Genomic DNA, 17,457 nt, shown 5'->3' on the forward strand with positions numbered 1-17,457 from the left:
CTACGGCTCGAACTTGTAGCCGGTCTACGGCTCGAACTTGTAGCCCAGACCACGCACCGTCACCAGATACCTGGGCGCGCCCGGGTCCGGCTCGAGCACCGTCCTCGACGCGCCCCTCGCACCGCTATGCGGGCTTCGGGACGCTGCGCCGGACTCCGTCCGCCGACTCCGGTCTACGTCGGTTCACGGCTCGAACTTGTAGCCGGTCTACGGCTCGAACTTGTAGCCCAGACCACGCACCGTCACCAGATACCTGGGCGCGCCCGGGTCCGGCTCGATCTTGGCTCGCAGGCGCTTGACGTGGACGTCGAGGGTCTTGGTGTCGCCCACGTAGTCGGCGCCCCAGACCCGGTCGATGAGCTGCATGCGGGTCAGAACGCGGCCCGCGTTGCGCAGGAGCATCTCCAGGAGGTCGAACTCCTTGAGCGGGAGGTCGACCTTCGAGCCGGAGACCGTGACCACGTGGCGGTCGACGTCCATACGCACCGGACCCGCCTCCAGCGCGGCCGGGGTGACCTCCTCGGGCTCGCCGCGGCGGCGCAGGACGGCCCGGATACGGGCGACCAGCTCACGGGACGAGAAGGGCTTGGTGACATAGTCATCGGCTCCTATTTCCAGGCCGACGACCTTGTCGATCTCGCTGTCCTTGGCGGTCACCATGATGACGGGGACGTTGGAGCGGCCGCGCAGCTGGCGGCAGACCTCCGTGCCCGGCAGGCCGGGCAGCATCAGGTCCAGGAGGACGAGGTCGGCGCCGTTGCGCTCGAACTCGTCGAGGCCGTCGGGCCCAGTGGTCGCCACGGCGACCTCGAAGCCCTCCTTGCGGAGCATGTACGACAGAGCGTCAGAGAAGGATTCCTCGTCCTCGACGACGAGCACTCGGGTCACGGATGGACCTCCGGGGCGGAAAGCGTCTGATACGCGGCTGACTCGGGGGGTGTGTCGTGGGACGGATCGGCGGGGCGCCCGGCCTCGTCGTCGAGGACGGGATGCTGCTGAGCTCGGTCGCGGGCCGCGCCCGCCTCCGGCAGTCTCAGGGTGAACGTGGAGCCCTGTCCCTCGGAACTCCACACCGTGACCTCCCCGCCGTGCGAGGCGGCCACGTGCTTGACGATCGCCAGCCCGAGCCCCGTGCCGCCGGTGGCACGGGAGCGGGCCGGGTCGACGCGGTAGAAGCGCTCGAAGATGCGCTCCTTGTCCTTGTCGGAGATGCCGATGCCCTGGTCGGTCACGGCGATCTCGATGTGGTCGCCGCCCGGTACGGTCAGGCGTCGGGCGGCGATGCCGACGCGGGTGCGGGCGGGCGAATAGTTGACGGCGTTCTCGACGAGGTTGCCGAGGGCCGCGGCGAGCTGGCCGCGGTTGCCGAAGATGCTCAGGTCGGCGGTGCCGCCCGCGGCCATCGTGATCTGCTTGGTGCCGGCGGCGTGCCGGCAGCGGTCGATGGCCTCGGCCACCAGTTCGTCCACGCGAACCGGCTCGGCGTCCTCCAGCGGGTCGTCGTTCTGGACCCGGGAGAGGTCGATCAGCTCCTGGACGAGGTTGGTGAGCCGGGTCGCCTCGATCTGCATGCGCCCCGCGAAGCGCTCCACGGCCTCCGGGTCGTCCGAGGCGTCCATGACGGCCTCGGACAGCAGGGAGAGCGCGCCGACCGGGGTCTTGAGCTCATGGCTGACATTGGCGACGAAGTCGCGCCGTACCGCCTCTATCCGCCGGGCCTCGGTGAGGTCCTCGACGAGCAGAAGCACCAGGCGGGAGCCGAGCGGCGCCACCCGGGCGGAGACCGCGAGGGCCTCGCCGCGTCCGGTGCCGCGCCGGGGCAGGTCCAGCTCGACCTGGCGTATCTCGCCGTCGCGCCGGGTGTCCCGGGCCATCTGGAGCATCGGCTCGACGGACAGCTTCCCGCCGCGTACGAGCCCGAGGGCGTACGCGGCGGAACTGGCCTTGACGACCGCGTCGGCCTCGTCCAGTACGACCGCGGAGGAGCGCAGCACGGAGAGCACCGTGTCGACGCCCGGCGGGAGTACCGGATCGGTGTGCAGGGAGGTTCTGGTGGGTCGCGCCTGGTCGCGTTCGCTCCAGCGGAACGCCAGCATGGCGATGACGCCGGTGAGTACCCCGGCAATCGCTGCCGCTGCGGCGACCGCCGCGTTCACGTCCATGCATCCAGGTTAGGCACGGCCCCGGTCATGGCCACAGCCATCAGAGTGCGACCTCGAACACTCGTCGCCCAGAGTTCACCTTGGAGCTAGCAATGGTTCATTTGGGGTGGCGGAAACGGACGCGTGCAGGTCGGAGGGTATGGGCGTGGGGTGCGATAGCGCCGGTTCAGCAGGACGTGCACACTGGCCCCGGCCCCTGGAACCCCAAGAAACACGTACGAGAGGGAACCCTCATGCGGGACGCGTACCACGAGGAACTTGACTCGATCAGCGACAGCCTGGTGGAGATGGCCCGCCTGGTCGGGTCGGCGATCGGACGCGCCACGACCGCCATACTCGACTGCGACCTCAAGCTGGCCGAGAGCGTGATCGAGGCCGACCAGAAGGTCGACGATCTCCAGCACGACCTGGAGGCGCGCGCGATAGCCCTGCTCGCCCGGCAGCAGCCGGTGGCGACCGACCTGCGGATCGTCGTCACCTCCCTGCGGATGTCCGCGGACCTGGAGCGCTCCGGCGACCTGGCGCAGCACGTGGCCAAGCTGACCCGGCTGCGCTACCCGGAACGGGCCATCCCGCACGACCTGCACGCCACGGTCCTCGAGATGGGCCAGCTCGCGCAGCGCCTGATGGCGAAGGCCGCCGAGGTGATCGTGACCAAGGACGTCGACCTGGCGCTCCAGATGGAGACCGACGACGACGCGATGGACCTGCTCCACCGCACGCTCTTCCAGCACCTGATGGACGACCGCTGGAAGCACGGCATCGAGACCGCCGTGGACGTCACCCTGCTGGGCCGCTACTACGAGCGGTTCGCCGACCACGCCGTGGCGGTCGCCAAGCGCGTGGTGTTCCTGGTGACGGGTGAACACGCGGACGAGCTCCAGCAGGACATCCCGATGACGGGCGTCGAAGGCGCCTGACAGCACGCCGGGGCGTGCGTGAGAGCCTCCGTGCGCCGTTGATGCGCCCGGCGGGATGGGCATGCAATGGGGAACAGGCAGCAGCCTCCAGCCTCTACGAGGAGGGACCCATGGCGGACTCCCCCGGCACGCCCGGCACCACACCCGACCCCACGCAGGAACGCCAGACCGAGCAGCCCGCCGAGATCAGGAACCTGACCCTGATCGGCGCGTGCGGCTGCGGTTCGGGTTGTGGCTGCGGTTGCCAGTCCGGCAACCCGTGCCAGTGCGGTTGATTCTTTTTCCCTTACGACGGTGAAGGGCCCCGGCGCGGCTGCCGGGGCCCTTCGTCGTGCTGTGGGGCGTGCCGGGGCGCAGCATGGAAGGGAGAGCCCATCGGGACGTCAGGAGGTGTGCGATGGCTCAGTTCATGGACGTACACACCGGGATGCAGGGCATCACGGCGGAGCAGCTGCACGAGGCGCACCAGGCGGACCTCGCCATAGAGAAGGACGAGGGGGTCCACTTCGAGCGGGCCTGGGCGGACCCGGAGTCCGGCCTCGTCTACTGCCTCTCCGAGGCACCCTCGGCCGAGGCGGTCCAGCGCATCCACGAGCGCGCGGGTCACAAGGCCGACGAAATCCACGCGGTGCCGCTGACGGTCTGACGCGGCGCGAACGAGCAACGGATGAAGAACGGATGGGGACCATGACCCGGTTCATGGACGTCCACCACGGAATGCAGGGCATCACGGCGGAGCAGCTGCGCGCGGGCCACGAGGCGGCGATCGCGGTCGAGAAGGAGGAAGGAGTCCACTTCGAACACGCGTGGGCGGACCCGGAGACCGGCACGGTGTACTGCCTCTCCGAAGGCCCCTCGGCCGAGGCTGTGCACCGGGCCCACGAGCAGTCGGGCGCCGCGGCACCGGACGAGATCCACCCGGTGCCCCTGTCCGTCTGAGCACGATCGCGGTTCACCACTGGCCCCGCCGCGGACGCGGGGCAGTGGGTGAGGTGACGTGCGTCCTACGGCGCGTGAAGAACGCCGTGCGGCCTGTGAAGTACGCCCTGCGCGGCCCAGAAGTACGCCCGCTGCGGCTACCGCCCCTGCCCTGCGTACCCGTCGATGATCCGCGCGGCCTCGGCGAAGGGCAGCTGGAAGAACTCGCGGTCCGCGCGTACCCGGTACTCGGCGAGCATGCCGTGCACCTCCGCCTCCACCCGGCGGGCCTGCGGAACCGTCCAGGCGCCGCGGACCCCCCACGGGATGATCACGCCGGTCGCCGAGTTGATCTCCTTGGCCCGGGTGAGCGGATCACGGTCGGTGTACCCGATCTTGAGCATCTCGGGCTCCTCTCGGGTGGAGAGCACATAGACGAACCCGCGTCCGTCGAGCGAGAGGGGAGTCCCGGCGACGAAGGCGCTGATCCGCTCCGGCAGACCGGCGTCCGTCAGGACGGCCACGTCGCGTTCCGCGCCCGCCAGGTCCCCGTCGCGCAGACAGTGCCGAAGGTGATGCAGCGTCCCGGACACCCGGCGGGCCTCCTTGGCGGGCGGGTACCCCAACTGCGCGCAGACGGTGAACCAGTCCCACTGGTCCTTCTTGTAGGTCCGGGTGAACAGCCCCCGAACCGTGGACAGATCGTCGAGCCGGCCCAGCGCGGCCTGATGCCCCCGCTGCAGCACCTCGACGACGGTCCGCCCGGCGACGACCCGCCCCGCCTGCACCTCGGGCTTGACGGGCGCCAGCCCGAACCCCCACTTCTGGGCGACCCGCGTCACCGGCCGCACATCCCCACCCTGTGATCTCATACGAGGATCCTAAATAGCCAGAATCAGCCCGCTGAACTGCGCGTCTGCCGTAAAGTTCCCGGCCGTGACGTCGTATGAGCGGTTGTCCCTGATTGCTACGTTCGGCTCCTTCCTCGTCAGCGTCGTCGCCTTCGGCGCGGTGGCCTGGCAGCTTCTTCTCCTGTCGCACAGCACCGCCCGGGATCACGACAGGCGCCGCAAGCAGGCGACCATGGAGTATCTGACGGCCAACATGGACCGGCGGATGGTGCTGATCGACGAGGGGATACCCGACGATCGGGATCCCGCGGCCATCGCGGACCTGATCAGGCTCTCGCTGTCGGGCGACGTCCCCACCACCAAGCTGATCACGTCCTACCTCACGACCTTCAACTTCCTGGCCGTGGGCGCCCAGACGGACGCCTTCGACCGGAAAGTCATCGACGAGGCATGGGGCGGAATCATCATCGCCGTGTGGAACCACTACCGGCCCTGGATCGAGGCGCAGCGGCAGCGCCACGGCGAACCCCGCGTGTGGGAGAACCTGGAATGGCTGGCCGGCGAGATGTCACCCCGCCCGGCCGAAAGACCTCCCGTGCCCGCCGGAACCTAGGACCTGCCCCAGTCCGCGAAAACGCCCCCAACCCGCGCCGTAAGCGCAGCTCGGGGGCATGATCGGGAAACCTACTTCTTCTTGCCCTGGGTGTTGTCGGGGATCTTGGGGAGCTGGGCTTTTGCTGGTCGGGGACGGTGGGCTTGTGCGCCTGGTGGTCGTCGTTGGTCGTCATTGGCCACTGGTGAGCGGCCTCGGACGGCCCAGGGACGGCCCAGCTCCCCGGTCCGTGTGAGCGGGTCGCCGGCCTCAGCGTGAGGGGCGCCTCTTCGGGGGGACCGGGCCCGGGATCACATCCTTGCCAAGGTGTTCCTTGATCAGGTACTTGAGTTCCGGCCCTTCGATGAGCTGGAGCCTGCCATGTTGGCGGGCGAAGTCGTGGCTGGCCCTGCCGAACCACGATGTGGTGATCAGGACCCCCTTGGCGGCCCGCTTGTGCTCGACCACTCCGGCGAGCGCCTGGACGGACTCAACACCCACGAGCTTGCTGTAGCGCTTCGCCTGAATGATGCACTCACCGTTGAAGACGGGGTCCTTGCTGACGGCCACCGCATCGACACCTTCGTCTTTTGAGGCCTGGGTGTTCCATGCCTCCATCCCGATCGCTTCGAAGAGTTGGCGGATCAGGTGTTCGAACTCGGTAGGGGTCAGCTTGACCAGTACGGGCCTGCTGTCGAGGTCAGCTACCACGTCCATGCTGTCCATCAGGCGGTACTTGGTCAGATCGAACTCGATGATGGGCCGGATGGGTTCGAGGTCGTACGGGTTGGGAGAGACAAGGGCATTGAGTCCCTTGAGGCAGGCGGCTGGATCGACCTGGCTGAGGCGCAGCTTGCCAAACTGTTCCCTGCTGGCGCTCAGTGTGACGAGACAGGGTGAGACCTCCTGACCAGTAGCTCGGTCGATGGTCTTGACGCGACCGTTCAGGATGACGCCGTTGACTACCCGGTCGGGGTCGCTAGCCAGAATTTCGTGGACAGTCCGTAGAGCGACCTGTGCCAAGACAGACGAGTAGATCTCCTTGCGCTCCTTCTCCGGCCGAGGCACCGCGGTCGTCTCGTCCCGGCTCTTCACATACCTGTAGCCGCGCGCGGCGGGCACGATCGTCTCCGGCGGCAGCTGAATCTCGACAAGGACGTCCCCTGTAGCAGGCCGGAAGGCGATGCGGTGCTCGTGCGGGAAGCCCATCGGGTACGACGAAGCATCGAGGACGGCCCCCAGGTGCGCTTCCACTGCTTCAGGATCGCCAGCGCGGTACGCCTCGCGCTGCTCATCCAACTGCCTGTTGAAGGCCTCGACCTTCTCAGCAGCCCGCTCCTCCGCCTGGCGGTGCTCCGTGCGCTTCTGCTCCAGCGTCTCCCGGCGCTTTTCCTCAGCTCGCGCGTGCCGCTGCTGCGCTTCGCTGAATCGTTCACGGGCCTCGGCGACTTGTGCTTGGTATCGCTTCCTGCCAATGCCCAGGACGGCAGCGAGGCCACCGGGCTCTGGGGGTGCAAAGTCCTCCCACCGCGGTGAAGGCTCCGGGCGGGACCAAGGGCGTTCATCTAACACTGTCGGCGTATGAGTCCTCCGCCGGCGCTCGAACGTTGTGGGCGGGTCACCGACCAGAGCATCACGCAGCAACTGGCTCAGCTGCTCGACCTCGTGCTCGACCCCGATCGTCTGCACGTTGGCCCGTTCGGCTTGCTGCTCCAGATACGCAGCCTTCCGCTCTTGCTCCCGCCGTTTGCTGGCCGCTTCAGCAGTCTTGCGGGCCCGCTCCGCTTGGCGGGCCTGTTGCTCCTGGGCCCGCCGCAAAGCCTGTTGCTGCCGCTGATACTCGTTGCCTCGGCCACCACTGCGCTGCGCCACTCGCTAGCCCCTCCCCTGGCTCGGCTCCCCAGAGCTGCATTCCCCTCTCATCGCGCAGAATCACGCACCTTGGGAACGTGGAACCTCGCGAGGTGCGGCAGTTGCGACACGGCAACGAGCCTAGGGACGAGCTCAGAGCCATCAGCTTAGGAAGCTTGGATGCTGCGAGGGCAGAAGCGTCGTTGACCTGCAGTGACTGGATTTCCAACGGTCGACTCATAAGCAGCCTTCGCCGCCATTCCCCGTTGGTCCCCGCTGGATCTGGCACGCCTATGGCACGCCCCCGTGACCACAGGACCCTGGACTGAGCCCGGGGAACGCCGGCACTCGCCGGTTGGGTCAACCGTCGTTGCTGTCGACATCTTCGAACATCCGTGAGGAAAGGTCACTCAACCCGAAGAAATGGCTGATGAACCGTCAGTCAGACTGCTAGCGTCACGATCGTCACATGGGCACTAAAACGCCCCGCCCGCACCTCACGCACAGGACGACAGTGAAGATCAAGCGCGTTCGCATCGAGAACTTCTGCTGCCTGTACAAGGTGGATGTGTCCTTCGAAGAGATCACCTCCTTCATCGGGCCAACGGGAGTCGGTAAGTCCACCGTGCTGCGGGCGCTCGACTGGTTCTTCAACGGCGAAAAGGGCGTCGCTCTGACTGACGACGACGTTCATTCTGCGGCCGACGACGACCGTATCTCCGTGGAGGTTGAGTTCGACGGACTCACGGCTCACGATCGCCAGACCCTCGGCCGATACGCACCCGACGGGGCCGCGAGCGTGAGTATCTGGCGGACTTGGCAGAACGGTGAGGACAAGATTACTGGCAAGGCGCTCGCCTTCGGGCCGTTCGAGGAGGTGCGGAAGAACGAGAAGGCCTTGGAACTGCGCCGTGCTTACGATCAGTTGAAGGACAGCGATCCGAGTCTGGGCCTGCCGTCCGCCGGTACCAAAGACAAGGCCCTGGACGCGATGCGCGCCTGGGAGCTGGCCAACCGTGATCGCCTCACTGAGGCGGAAGTCGAGGACACACACTTCTTCGGCTTTGCCGGACAGAGCAGGCTCGCCCAACTGATCGACTTCGTATTTGTCTCCGCTGACCTGCGGGCATACGAGCAGGCCGACGACCAGAAGGCGACGGCACTCGGCCGCATCCTCGACCATGCCGTGGATCGCTCGCAGGCGAATGAGGAGCTCGGCGAGATTGAGGAGAACGCCCATTTGGCGAGGCAGGAGGTGCACAGCAAGGTGTACGGCCCCGTGCTGGGCGAGGTGTCGGCCGCGCTGTCCGCAGAGGTCGCGAAGTTCACCACCGGACGTGAGGTCGTAGTGACCCCGACTGTGCAGGCGCCTAGGCCGGCTCGAACCACCTTCCAGGTGAGCATCCGGGACGGTGCTGCTCATACCTCCGTACACCGGCAAGGGCATGGCTTCCAGCGTGCCCTGATTATCGCGGCGCTGAAGTATCTGGCCGACCGCAGGCGCCCGGCCGACGGCATGCGGACGCTTTGCCTGGCCATCGAGGAGCCCGAGTTGTTCCAACATCCACCGCAGGCGCGGACTTTCGCAAAGGTGCTCCGCGAGTTGGTCGCTACCTCACCGCAGGGGCGCACCCAGGTTATGTACGCCACCCATAACCCGGTGTTCATCGATCCGAAGGGCTACCACCAGATTCGTCGTCTCTGCCGAGCTGTTGGCGAAGAGCACCCCGTCACTGAGGTTTGGCAGGCTACTGAGGAGGATCTGTGTGAGGCTCTGGACGGGCTTGTCGACAAAAAAGTAATCACGAGCAGGACCGAGGGCACCTTGGGAGGCGCGCTGGCTGAGGGGTTTTTCGCTCACGCCGTGGTCCTGGTCGAGGGGCGCGGGGATGAGGGAGTAATCACCGGTTGCGCGGACCGGTCCGGAGTCAACTTGGGCGCGGACGGCATCAGCATCATTGAGGTCACCGGCAAGGACAACCTTATGATCTCCGACGCGCTCTTCAGCGCCTTGGGCGTTCCTTGCTACGTCGTGTTCGACGGTGATGCCGGCATGGAGGAGCGCAAGCGAGAGTCGGTGCGCAACCTCGCCGCTGAGCAACGCCAGGAGAAGGAGCAGGAGTTCGAGCGACAAGCGCGGATGAACCGGACCAAGAACGCGAATCTTCTGAAGTACCTTGGCGCGACGCCGAACCCTCAGCCCGCCGACGGCTCGACGGGTCGGTACACCGTCTTCGAAGACACCCTGGAGACTCACCTAAGCCAGTATTGGCCGACCTGGGAGGAGCGCAGGAAGGAGCTCGTCCGTGCGGGCGAAGGCGCGGACGGGAAGAACGCAGCAACGTATCTGGAGACCACCCGGACTGTTGCGGCGGAGCCCCCGTACCTGCTGCACGCCTTGCTGGAGAATGTTCGATCCCTGGCATGGCGGCGGTAGTCGGGGGGTCGTTTCGTAGGCGCTGTCCCGTCTAGCCAACTGCCTTGGGTACGGACTGTCGGTCTGTTGACTGAGGAGGCGAAGATGGTGGCCCATGCAGCCGGCCTACGGGAGGATGTCACTCTTCCTCCGTCCAGCTCGCCTGACCGCTAGTATTTGCGCTAACTTGCCGACTTGAGGGGTGGAGTGCATGAATAGCGTATTTACATTCGCCGATTTCCTTGAAGTGTTGCCTGAGGGTAATTTTGCCGGGCAGGGGTCTACCGCTTTTCAGGTTTCGAGCCCTCAAGCTACTTTTATCCCTCCAAACTTGGAAGTATTGGATTCGAGTGACGCTCCACTGATTACACTTATCTCTGCGAGGGGTGCGACAGGTAAGTCTTGTTTGGCTAAGCAGGTCTCGGCACTGAAGCGGGTTCCCTTGTGGTTGCTGAATGAAGATATGGCCGTCAGTGGCGACGCGCTTCGAGCTCGCTTGCGTGACTATACGGGAAGATCAGATGGCCTCGATTTGCTGACCGATACCCCGGGGTCGTTTATCCTGATCGATGCGCTCGATGAGGCGCGAATGAGGGTCTCAGGAGCCTCATGGTATGAGTACGTGCAGACGCTTTTTGCAGCGTCAGAGAAAAGCCACTCGTTGGTCCTTTTTGGTCGCGAGCGAGTGCTGGAGGATATTTGGGCTAACTTCCCCGGGAGTAGTGCCAACTGGTACGAGATTTCGCATTTTGATTCGGATCAGCGCACAAAGTACATCGATCTCTATGTCGGGGAGGCGCAGTCCAAGGAAAGTGAGACTTATATTGATGCCAGAGATACGGTTATCAAAGCTCTGTCTGGAGCTGTCGAAGGAAGTCAGGCGGACTCCTTTATCGGCTACGCTCCCGTCCTCTACGCTGTTGCCCTCCTCCTCAAAAAGGGCAATCTACTAAAGATTCGGAACTCGTTCTTGCCCGAGGTGGGCAGCGACCGGAGAATCCGGGTCCTGGGCGAAATCATCGAAGAGCTCCTGCGGCGCGAACAGGAGAAGACGCAGAAACTGGCTCAGCAGCTCGGGGTGGCGTCGAGCAAGATGTATACACCTACCGAGCAAATTGACTGGCTCGCTCACTATCTCTTGAATGCTGAGGCTCCCGAACTCTCATGGTGCCCGGACCCATTGAAGGGTGAGTACAAAAACAAAATTCGCGAATTCATTGACGATCACCCATTCCGCACCGAAAATCGATGGGCTAATCCTGTCTTCTCTGCGTACATTGCAGCAGAGCGGTTTGGTCGGATCGAAGTTCGAGAAAAGCTGCAAGAGGTGGGACTTTCTACGGGACTACTCTTCGAGTTCATTTCCGCAAAAGAAGACGAAGTTGTGGTAGATGAGTGGCAGTTCGCCGCACTTCATGCGTCGCTTATGGCATCTGAGCGTCACGACGTAGAGGTTTCGGTTAGCGTGTCAGGTGGTGAACCTACTGCAGGAACTGAGCCCGCTAGCGACGTTCTGCAACTGCAAGGGGAACTTATCCTGTGGGAGAGCTCTGGTAGTCGTAACAGTGTCCGCGTTGACGTGTTGCTCGACCAGGAAGGAGTTGTAGATCTAAAGGGTCCATTGGCTTCGCTTTCCCTGACTTTCCCTGGGGTGGTGACGGTCAGGCCGCGCTCTGGCTCTGCGAACTTTGGCCCCGACTGCTTCATTCGGTGCTCAGATCTTCGCGTTTCAGGGGATAGTGTTCAAATCTCCCTCCGCCCCAACGGAACGGTCGATAACCACCAGGATGGTGGCGCCAGCGTTACTTTTGAGCTCACGGGTAATCTGTTGTGCGAAGCTCAACTGGCGGGTGACCCTCCTGCGGAGAGTTTTGAGATTCTGGTTCCGGAAGGCCGTCGAATCGGATACCCGTGGTTTCCTTATCAGAAACCCATGGAGCTTCCGAGTGTGGAGCCGAACGAGCGCGCAGCTCGCTTCGTCAAAATGATGATGAATTTGCTCCGCAACCATGGACACAAAGGCACTCCTGCGGTCTTCGATAAAAAACTGGAGGGGCGACAGTCCATCAAGGGAGACGAATTTAGGCGTGTCATCTCAGTCCTGCAAAAGCAAGGTGTTGTTTCACTCGATGGGCCGATGATTCACCTTACGCACCAGTGGATGCCTAACCGATTTTCGGGCAAGAAGAGGGAGGGCGTCCAGACCTTCGAGGACAAGCGCGAGGTGTGGATGCCGATTGTCGAGGCTATCGCAGGGGTAATGCGCCGGTAGCGACGCTACAGGTCGGCGTAGCGGCTTTGGGGTGGCGCTGCTTTGGCGCGAGTGATCATGGCCCCGTAAGCTTCCGGCGCGTCGGGCAGTCTGTGGACCTGCCCGGTCAAGCACGACGTTGGGGCCATGATCTGCGAGGCTCGCGCCAAAGTGGCTCCGTAAAGCCGTGGAGCCGACCGCCCCAGCCGCGACGTACCCCTTTTCTGGCATCAGGTGGCTGCATGCTCTGAGCGCGGCACGGGCGCCGGCCGGGCTGGAGCGGGGCGGAGACAGGAGCGCAGGCCCGGCCGGGGGCCGGGCCGCGCGCGGTGAGCGGAGCGAGCCGCCTTGAACCAGTAGAGAAAGTTGTAACTCAGTCGGTCTGCTGGGGCTTGAAGTCCTGAGTGCAGGCTGGGAGTTCGGCGCCCTCGCGGTGCGCCAATGGCAGGAAGAGTGCCGGGCGGATCGTCCATATCACGCAAGTGTCGGCCTGGCTGACTCTCACGGTGCAGGGTTCTGCCCGCAGCAGTGCCTGCCGGGTCTCGATGCGGCCGTCATAGAGCCAGTCCCATGCGTCATCGCACGCTTCCGGATCCAGCATGGGCGTGATCGTGCGGAGGATGACCGCGACCCATCGGTCCGCCTGGACCGCCGTGTCGGCGCCGAAGGACGCGACGAAGGCCGGAGGTTGGACCCCCGTGACGTCTTCGGTCCAGCACTCGCACCAGAAGCCGCGTCGGAGCTCTGCCGTCGTCAGCATGGGTGGGCTCCTCGGGATGCGTCGGCGAAGAGTTCCGCGGTGACCGTGTGGCCGTGGTCGCTGTCGTGGATCACCACTCGGTGAGCCAGAGTGCCGATCAGGGCTATGCCTCGGCCGTGTTCGGCTCCCTCCTCCTGGCGCTCGGTCTTCGGAGCCGTGTCCGTGCCCCCGTCGTCCGTCACCGAGACCGCGACCACCTGTGCCGAGACGGCGACGACCAGGTGGAAGCTGCCGGATTCGCGGCCGCTCGCGGTGTGGAGGAGGGCGTTCGTGCTCAGCTCGCTGACGATCAGTACGGCGTCCTCCGCTAAAGGGGAGCCGCGCAGGATGTCGCGCGTCCATCGGCGGGCCCTGCTCACCTTTTCCGGGAAACCTGGGCAACTGAGCCCCCAGACCCGGGCTGTACTCGTATACTCGTGCATACAAGTTCCTTCGTGCTGGTAGGCCGCCATGTGCAGCGGGTTCGGGCTAGACGAGTTTCACGCCGTCATGGGCGCGGATGGCCGGCGGGGACGTTGCGTCGAGTGCGTCCAGGACGCGGATCGCGTACGCCTCATCGGCCAGCTCGGCGACTTCCTCGCGGGTGGCCCAGCGCAGTGCGCGGGTCTCGTCGCCGGTGGTGGGCGTGCCGTCGGCGGCTTCGCAGCGGAAGACCAGGGAGACGATCAGGCCCGTCATGTTCTTGTAGACGCCGGTGAGGGTCGCCGGGAGGGCGATCTTGATGCCGGTTTCTTCGAGGACTTCGCGTTGCAGGGCCTCGGGGATGGTTTCCTCGCGTTCGAGGACGCCGCCCGGGGGTTCCCACTTGCCGTTGTCGCGGCGCTGGATGAGGAGGGCCCGGCCCTGGTCGTCGACGACGACTCCGGCCACGCTCACGGAGTGCGGGCGTTCAGTGCTCACGTTCCTCGGCCCTCTCGGATGGCTAGGCTCTCCACCGTAGCAACAACACTCGCCCACTCGTCTAGATACCTAAAGGAGTACACGTGAGCCCTCTTTCTTCGGGCCTCCTAGGTGATCTCGACCCCACGAGCGATCGTGCGGTCTTCCGGCAGATCGCCGACCAACTGCGGGAGGCGATCGACCGTGGGCGATTCCGGGAGGGCGAAAAGCTGCCCTCCGAGGCCGAGCTGGTGGACCACTACGGGGTATCCCGGATGACGGTCCGCAATTCCTTCTCCATCCTCCAGGGCGAGGGCCTGGTGCACGCCGAGCACGGGAAGGGCGTCTTCGTCCGGCCCCGACCGCCAGTGCGGCGGCTCGCCTCCGACCGATTCGCCCGGCGGCATCGCGAGCAGGGCAAGTCGGCCTTCATCGTCGAGGCCGACGCGGCCGGCAGTCACCCTCAGGTCGACAGCCTTGAGGTCAAGGAAGAGAAGGCCAGTCAGGACATCTCGACCCGGCTGGGCTCCGTACGGCGTGTGCTGGCCCGGCGTCGCCGCTACCTCCTCGATGGGCGGCCGGTCGAGTTCGCTACCTCTTACCTACCCCTCGACATCGCCCGCGGTACGCAGATCGCCGAGCCGAACCCTGGTCCCGGCGGCATCTACGCCCGCCTCGAAGAGCTGGGCCACCGCCTCGACCACTTCGAGGAGGAGATCCGGGCCCGGATGCCCTCGCCCGCCGAGGTGAAGACGCTCCGGCTGGCCGCCGGGGTGCCGGTCATTCACCTGATCCGGACCGCCTTCGACACCGAGGGGCGAGCCGTGGAGGTCTGCGACACCGTGATGGCGGCTGACGCATACGTGCTGTCGTACCAGCTTCCGGCGACCTGATCGTCATGGTTTGCGATGGTGCGCGGGGTCGGTTCTCGGACTCGTACACCTCAACAGGCATACTCGTATAGACGAGTGGGCAAGTTGAGTGGCAGAGTGATCCACGCGAACCCGGAGATCGGGTTCGCAGGTCGCTACATGTATAGACGAGTAGATAGGGGAAGTCCCTTGCGCACCATCCGCGTTGAGACCGCCGCTGCCACGATCCTGCTGACCGAGGCTCCCGAGCCCAAGGTCCGCGACCGGCAGACCGGCGAGATCGCGAAGGACGCCGTCAGCGGTGAGGCGCTGATGACGATCGGCGTCGTCTACATCGAGGACGGCGAGTCCTCGCTCATCAAGGTCACCGTTCCGGAGGGCGGTGTCTCCGAAGGGCTGGCGCTCGGTGCGCCGGTCTCGCTGCCGGGGCTGGTGGCCCGGCCGTGGGAGTCCGTGTTCAACGGGCAGCAGCGGCACGGCATCGCCTACCGAGCTGCCGCCGTCACCCCGGCCGCCTTCCCGGCCTCCGCTGGAGCCGCTGCCTGATGGCCGACATAGCGACGCTTCTGGAGGTGGGTGGTCCTGTCGCCGCACTTGGCGGCGGGGCTGCCTACGCCCGGGCCAAGCACCCGGCGGCGTACTGGTCCACGGTCGGCTTGCCGGTATCCACCGCCCGGCTGCTCGGCTCGTACAGCTCGGTCATGGAGGCGTGCGGGCTGACCGTGGCTCCCTCCCGGCTGCGGGCGCTCGCCGTCAAGGCCACCACCCGCCGAGAGGTTCGGCCGGTCCCGCCCCGCCGGGGCGTCATCCGTCCCACCTCGACCGGCTTACGGCTCCGGCTCCGCCTGGCGCCCGGACAGGAACCCGCAGACGTCGCCGCCTCGGCCGAACGGCTGCGGCACGCCTGGGGCGTTCACGCGGTGTACGTCAGCACCGTGAAGCCGGGTGTCGTCGAGCTGCGGCTCGTCGGCTACGACGTCCTGCGGCAGGTTCGAATGCCTCGCAAGCTCCCCGGCGGCTCGCTGAAGATGCCTGTCGCCCTACGAGAGGACGCCACCCCCTTCGTACGCGACTACCGCACCGTCCCGCACCAACTCACCCTCGGCGCAACGCTGTCCGGGAAGTCCATGTACCTGCGCCACCTGATCGCCGGGCTAGCACCGCAGCTCGTCGCTCTGGTCGGCATCGACTGCAAGCGGGGTGTGGAGCTGGCGCCGTTCGCGCCCCGACTCTCCGCGCTCGCTACCGACCCGGATGAGGCGGCCGAGTTGCTGCCGGTGCTCGTCAAGGAAATGGAGGACCGATACGACCTGATCAAGGCCCGGCAGGGCATCGCCCCGAACGTCCCGGACGAGGAGATCACCTCCGACATCTGGGGCCTGCCCGAGCACGAACGCCCCACCCCCATCGTTCTGTTCGTCGACGAGGTCGCCGAACTCTTCCTCGTCGCCACGAGAAAGGACGAGGAACGCCGCGACGAGATGGTCACCCAGCTCATCCGCCTCGCCCAGCTCGGCCGCGCAGCCGGCATCTACCTGGAGGTGTGCGGGCAGCGCTTCGGCGCCGAACTGGGCAAGGGCGCGACCATGCTCCGGGCCCAGCTGACCGGCCGCGTCTGCCACCGCGTCAACGACGAAGCCTCCGCGAAGATGGCACTCGGCGACATCGCCCCCGAAGCCGTCTCCGCCGCTTGCGCCATCGCTCCCGAACGGCCCGGCCTGGCCGTCGCCGGTGACACCTCCGGCGGCTGGTCCCGCATCCGCACGCCGTACCTCTCGCTCAGCGACGCCACAAACACCTGCCGGAACGCGGCGCACATGGTGCCCGACCTCCCCGCGCTGAAGCCCTTCCAGCCGTGACCGTCTGACCCTCCTCAGCCCGGTCGGCGTGACCGCCTCACGCCAACGCCCTACCCCTCCCATGCCTGAATCCGGAAGGAGCCGCTGCATGCGCGCCCAACTGGCCCGTATCGACGCGGTGCTCGTCCAAGCGGTCATCGCCGCTGCCCTGTCCTTCGCCCACCTCCACGACATCGCCTCGGCGGCCGGACAGGACGGGTGGAAAGCGTGGGCCTACCCGATCAGCGTTGACCTGCTGCTGGTCGCCGCGTGGCGTCGGCTGCGGTCCGGCCAGGCGAAGGCGGCTGGGTGGTGCTGGTTCCTCATCGCCCTCGCCGCCTCCCTGGGCGCGAACGTGGCCACCGCCGGACTCCTCGACCTGGACGACGTGCCGGCCTGGCTCCGCATCCTCGTCGCGGGCTGGCCCGCCGTCGCCTTCCTCGGTGGCACGCTCCTCGCCCACTCCACCCCGGCCACGGCCCATCAGGACGCCGAGAGCACCGACGAGCCCGTGGACCAGGAGGACGCCCACGAACCCTCTGCCCCCGACATGGCACCCACCCAACCGGCCATCGAGCCGCCGCCCGAGCGCCCCGCCGTGCCCGTCCCGGCCGCGCTCGTCGACCACGCCCGCAAGGTCGCTGCCGAACACCACACCCGCACCGGATCACCCATCGACACCCCGACACTCCGCGCACGCCTCGGCGTCCCCGCGCCGATGGCCGAAGCCATCGCCACCCAACTCACCGCGACCGGGAGCTGATCCATGCCCCTCTCCCGCTTCAACACCGCCGCCGACTACCTCGAAGCTGCCCGTGAGATGGCTGTCAGCGGTCGTACGGCGCTGGCCCGGCTCCTCGCTGAAGAGGCCGCCGACCGCGTACCGGACGCCGCCGGAGCTGCCCGCATTCTGCGCGAATTCCCCGGCCCCAGCCTCCGTCAGGAGGACTGATCATGCCCAACCGCCGATTCCGCAACGTCACCCGTATCGGCCCCGTCCAGGTCGGCACGTACTACGACGGCCGCGGCCGCGAGAAGCACACCGCCGCCTGCACCGCCCCGCGCTGCGGCTTCTCCACCGACTACGACAGCCGCGCCGCAGCCGAACTGGCCGCCCGAACCCACCGCTGCCCCGTCCGCTGAAAGG

Annotated in this window: 20 protein-coding genes and 1 pseudogene; 13 read left to right on the forward strand and 8 right to left on the reverse strand. The window is 66.2% G+C overall.

Annotated elements, in window-relative coordinates:
* Nucleotides 1–24: 24 nt before the first annotated feature.
* The 3 genes and pseudogenes from AC068Z_RS14975 to phoR all read right to left on the reverse strand — a co-directional run.
* Nucleotides 25–105 (reverse strand): annotated as a pseudogene (locus AC068Z_RS14975) (DNA-binding response regulator); the annotation flags it as partial.
* Between the two features lie 102 nt (nucleotides 106–207).
* Nucleotides 208–879, reverse strand: coding sequence for a two-component system response regulator PhoP (gene phoP / locus AC068Z_RS14980; protein WP_004000192.1), 672 nt, complete (start codon nucleotides 877–879; stop codon nucleotides 208–210).
* Between the two features lie 5 nt (nucleotides 880–884).
* Nucleotides 885–2,162, reverse strand: coding sequence for a two-component system sensor histidine kinase PhoR (phoR, locus tag AC068Z_RS14985; RefSeq protein ID WP_478555132.1), 1,278 nt, complete (start codon nucleotides 2,160–2,162; stop codon nucleotides 885–887).
* 233 nt (nucleotides 2,163–2,395) lie between these two features.
* On the opposite strand from phoR, the gene phoU reads away from it, so the two are divergent.
* The 4 genes from phoU (at nucleotide 2,396) to AC068Z_RS15005 (ending at nucleotide 4,021) form a co-directional block, all read left to right on the forward strand.
* Entirely contained in the window at nucleotides 2,396–3,082 is a 687-nt protein-coding gene (gene phoU, locus AC068Z_RS14990; RefSeq protein WP_478555134.1) for a phosphate signaling complex protein PhoU, read from the forward strand.
* Nucleotides 3,083–3,192: 110 nt separating this feature from the next.
* Complete coding sequence (locus tag AC068Z_RS14995; protein ID WP_451718937.1) at nucleotides 3,193–3,357, forward strand: hypothetical protein; 165 nt, start codon at nucleotides 3,193–3,195, stop codon at nucleotides 3,355–3,357.
* Between the two features lie 122 nt (nucleotides 3,358–3,479).
* Nucleotides 3,480–3,728 (forward strand): SCO4226 family nickel-binding protein, encoded by a 249-nt coding sequence (locus AC068Z_RS15000; RefSeq protein WP_478555135.1) that lies wholly within the window; start codon nucleotides 3,480–3,482, stop codon nucleotides 3,726–3,728.
* Between the two features lie 41 nt (nucleotides 3,729–3,769).
* Nucleotides 3,770–4,021, forward strand: a complete 252-nt coding sequence (locus AC068Z_RS15005) for an SCO4226 family nickel-binding protein (protein WP_478555381.1) — start codon at nucleotides 3,770–3,772, stop codon at nucleotides 4,019–4,021.
* 137 nt (nucleotides 4,022–4,158) lie between these two features.
* On the opposite strand, the gene AC068Z_RS15010 is transcribed toward AC068Z_RS15005, so the two are convergent.
* Nucleotides 4,159–4,872, reverse strand: coding sequence for a GIY-YIG nuclease family protein (locus tag AC068Z_RS15010; protein WP_478555137.1), 714 nt, complete (start codon nucleotides 4,870–4,872; stop codon nucleotides 4,159–4,161).
* A 64-nt stretch (nucleotides 4,873–4,936) separates the two neighbouring features.
* Here AC068Z_RS15010 and AC068Z_RS15015 point away from each other — a divergent pair, with 64 nt between their 5' ends.
* Complete coding sequence (locus tag AC068Z_RS15015; RefSeq protein WP_478555138.1) at nucleotides 4,937–5,464, forward strand: DUF4760 domain-containing protein; 528 nt, start codon at nucleotides 4,937–4,939, stop codon at nucleotides 5,462–5,464.
* Between the two features lie 249 nt (nucleotides 5,465–5,713).
* On the opposite strand, the gene AC068Z_RS15020 is transcribed toward AC068Z_RS15015, so the two are convergent.
* On the reverse strand, nucleotides 5,714–7,315 hold the full coding sequence (locus AC068Z_RS15020) for a restriction endonuclease (protein ID WP_478555140.1): 1,602 nt from the start codon (nucleotides 7,313–7,315) through the stop codon (nucleotides 5,714–5,716).
* 493 nt (nucleotides 7,316–7,808) lie between these two features.
* Between AC068Z_RS15020 and AC068Z_RS15025 the strand changes: the two genes are divergently transcribed.
* Nucleotides 7,809–9,731 carry an ATP-dependent nuclease gene (locus AC068Z_RS15025; RefSeq protein ID WP_478555142.1) on the forward strand — a complete coding sequence of 641 codons (1,923 nt, stop codon included), beginning with the start codon at nucleotides 7,809–7,811 and terminating at the stop codon, nucleotides 9,729–9,731.
* 190 nt (nucleotides 9,732–9,921) lie between these two features.
* Nucleotides 9,922–11,982 (forward strand): hypothetical protein, encoded by a 2,061-nt coding sequence (locus AC068Z_RS15030; RefSeq protein WP_478555143.1) that lies wholly within the window; start codon nucleotides 9,922–9,924, stop codon nucleotides 11,980–11,982.
* A gap of 352 nt (nucleotides 11,983–12,334) precedes the next feature.
* Here the strand turns inward: AC068Z_RS15030 and AC068Z_RS15035 are convergent, their stop codons facing one another.
* From AC068Z_RS15035 to AC068Z_RS15045, 3 genes are read right to left on the reverse strand one after another with little or no spacing between them, the layout of a single operon-like run.
* A complete protein-coding gene (locus AC068Z_RS15035; protein WP_478555144.1) occupies nucleotides 12,335–12,721 on the reverse strand; it encodes a hypothetical protein in 387 nt (128 codons plus the stop codon).
* The gene (locus AC068Z_RS15040; protein WP_478555146.1) at nucleotides 12,715–13,143 is read right to left on the reverse strand and encodes an ATP-binding protein; all 429 of its coding nucleotides are present in this window, start codon (nucleotides 13,141–13,143) and stop codon (nucleotides 12,715–12,717) included. Before AC068Z_RS15040 ends, AC068Z_RS15035 begins: the two co-directional genes overlap by 7 nt.
* Nucleotides 13,144–13,189: 46 nt before the next feature.
* On the reverse strand, nucleotides 13,190–13,597 hold the full coding sequence (locus AC068Z_RS15045) for an NUDIX hydrolase (protein ID WP_389453858.1): 408 nt from the start codon (nucleotides 13,595–13,597) through the stop codon (nucleotides 13,190–13,192).
* Nucleotides 13,598–13,704: 107 nt separating this feature from the next.
* Between AC068Z_RS15045 and AC068Z_RS15050 the strand changes: the two genes are divergently transcribed.
* The 6 genes from AC068Z_RS15050 (at nucleotide 13,705) to AC068Z_RS15075 (ending at nucleotide 17,453) form a co-directional block, all read left to right on the forward strand.
* Nucleotides 13,705–14,493, forward strand: a complete 789-nt coding sequence (locus tag AC068Z_RS15050) for a GntR family transcriptional regulator (protein ID WP_389453825.1) — start codon at nucleotides 13,705–13,707, stop codon at nucleotides 14,491–14,493.
* A 168-nt stretch (nucleotides 14,494–14,661) separates the two neighbouring features.
* Nucleotides 14,662–15,018, forward strand: coding sequence for an SCO3933 family regulatory protein (locus AC068Z_RS15055; protein ID WP_389453822.1), 357 nt, complete (start codon nucleotides 14,662–14,664; stop codon nucleotides 15,016–15,018).
* Nucleotides 15,018–16,331, forward strand: a complete 1,314-nt coding sequence (locus AC068Z_RS15060; protein ID WP_478555149.1) for an FtsK/SpoIIIE domain-containing protein — start codon at nucleotides 15,018–15,020, stop codon at nucleotides 16,329–16,331. The genes AC068Z_RS15055 and AC068Z_RS15060 overlap by 1 nt, the downstream gene beginning before the upstream one ends.
* An 88-nt stretch (nucleotides 16,332–16,419) precedes the next feature.
* Entirely contained in the window at nucleotides 16,420–17,073 is a 654-nt protein-coding gene (locus AC068Z_RS15065) for a DUF2637 domain-containing protein (RefSeq protein WP_478555151.1), read from the forward strand.
* A gap of 3 nt (nucleotides 17,074–17,076) precedes the next feature.
* A complete protein-coding gene (locus AC068Z_RS15070) occupies nucleotides 17,077–17,262 on the forward strand; it encodes a hypothetical protein (RefSeq protein WP_478555153.1) in 186 nt (61 codons plus the stop codon).
* On the forward strand, nucleotides 17,262–17,453 hold the full coding sequence (locus AC068Z_RS15075; protein WP_478555383.1) for a mobile element transfer protein: 192 nt from the start codon (nucleotides 17,262–17,264) through the stop codon (nucleotides 17,451–17,453). Before AC068Z_RS15070 ends, AC068Z_RS15075 begins: the two co-directional genes overlap by 1 nt.
* The last annotated feature ends 4 nt before the right edge of the window (nucleotides 17,454–17,457 follow it).

The sequence above is a fragment of the Streptomyces sp. NPDC043726 genome, assembly GCF_056436565.1.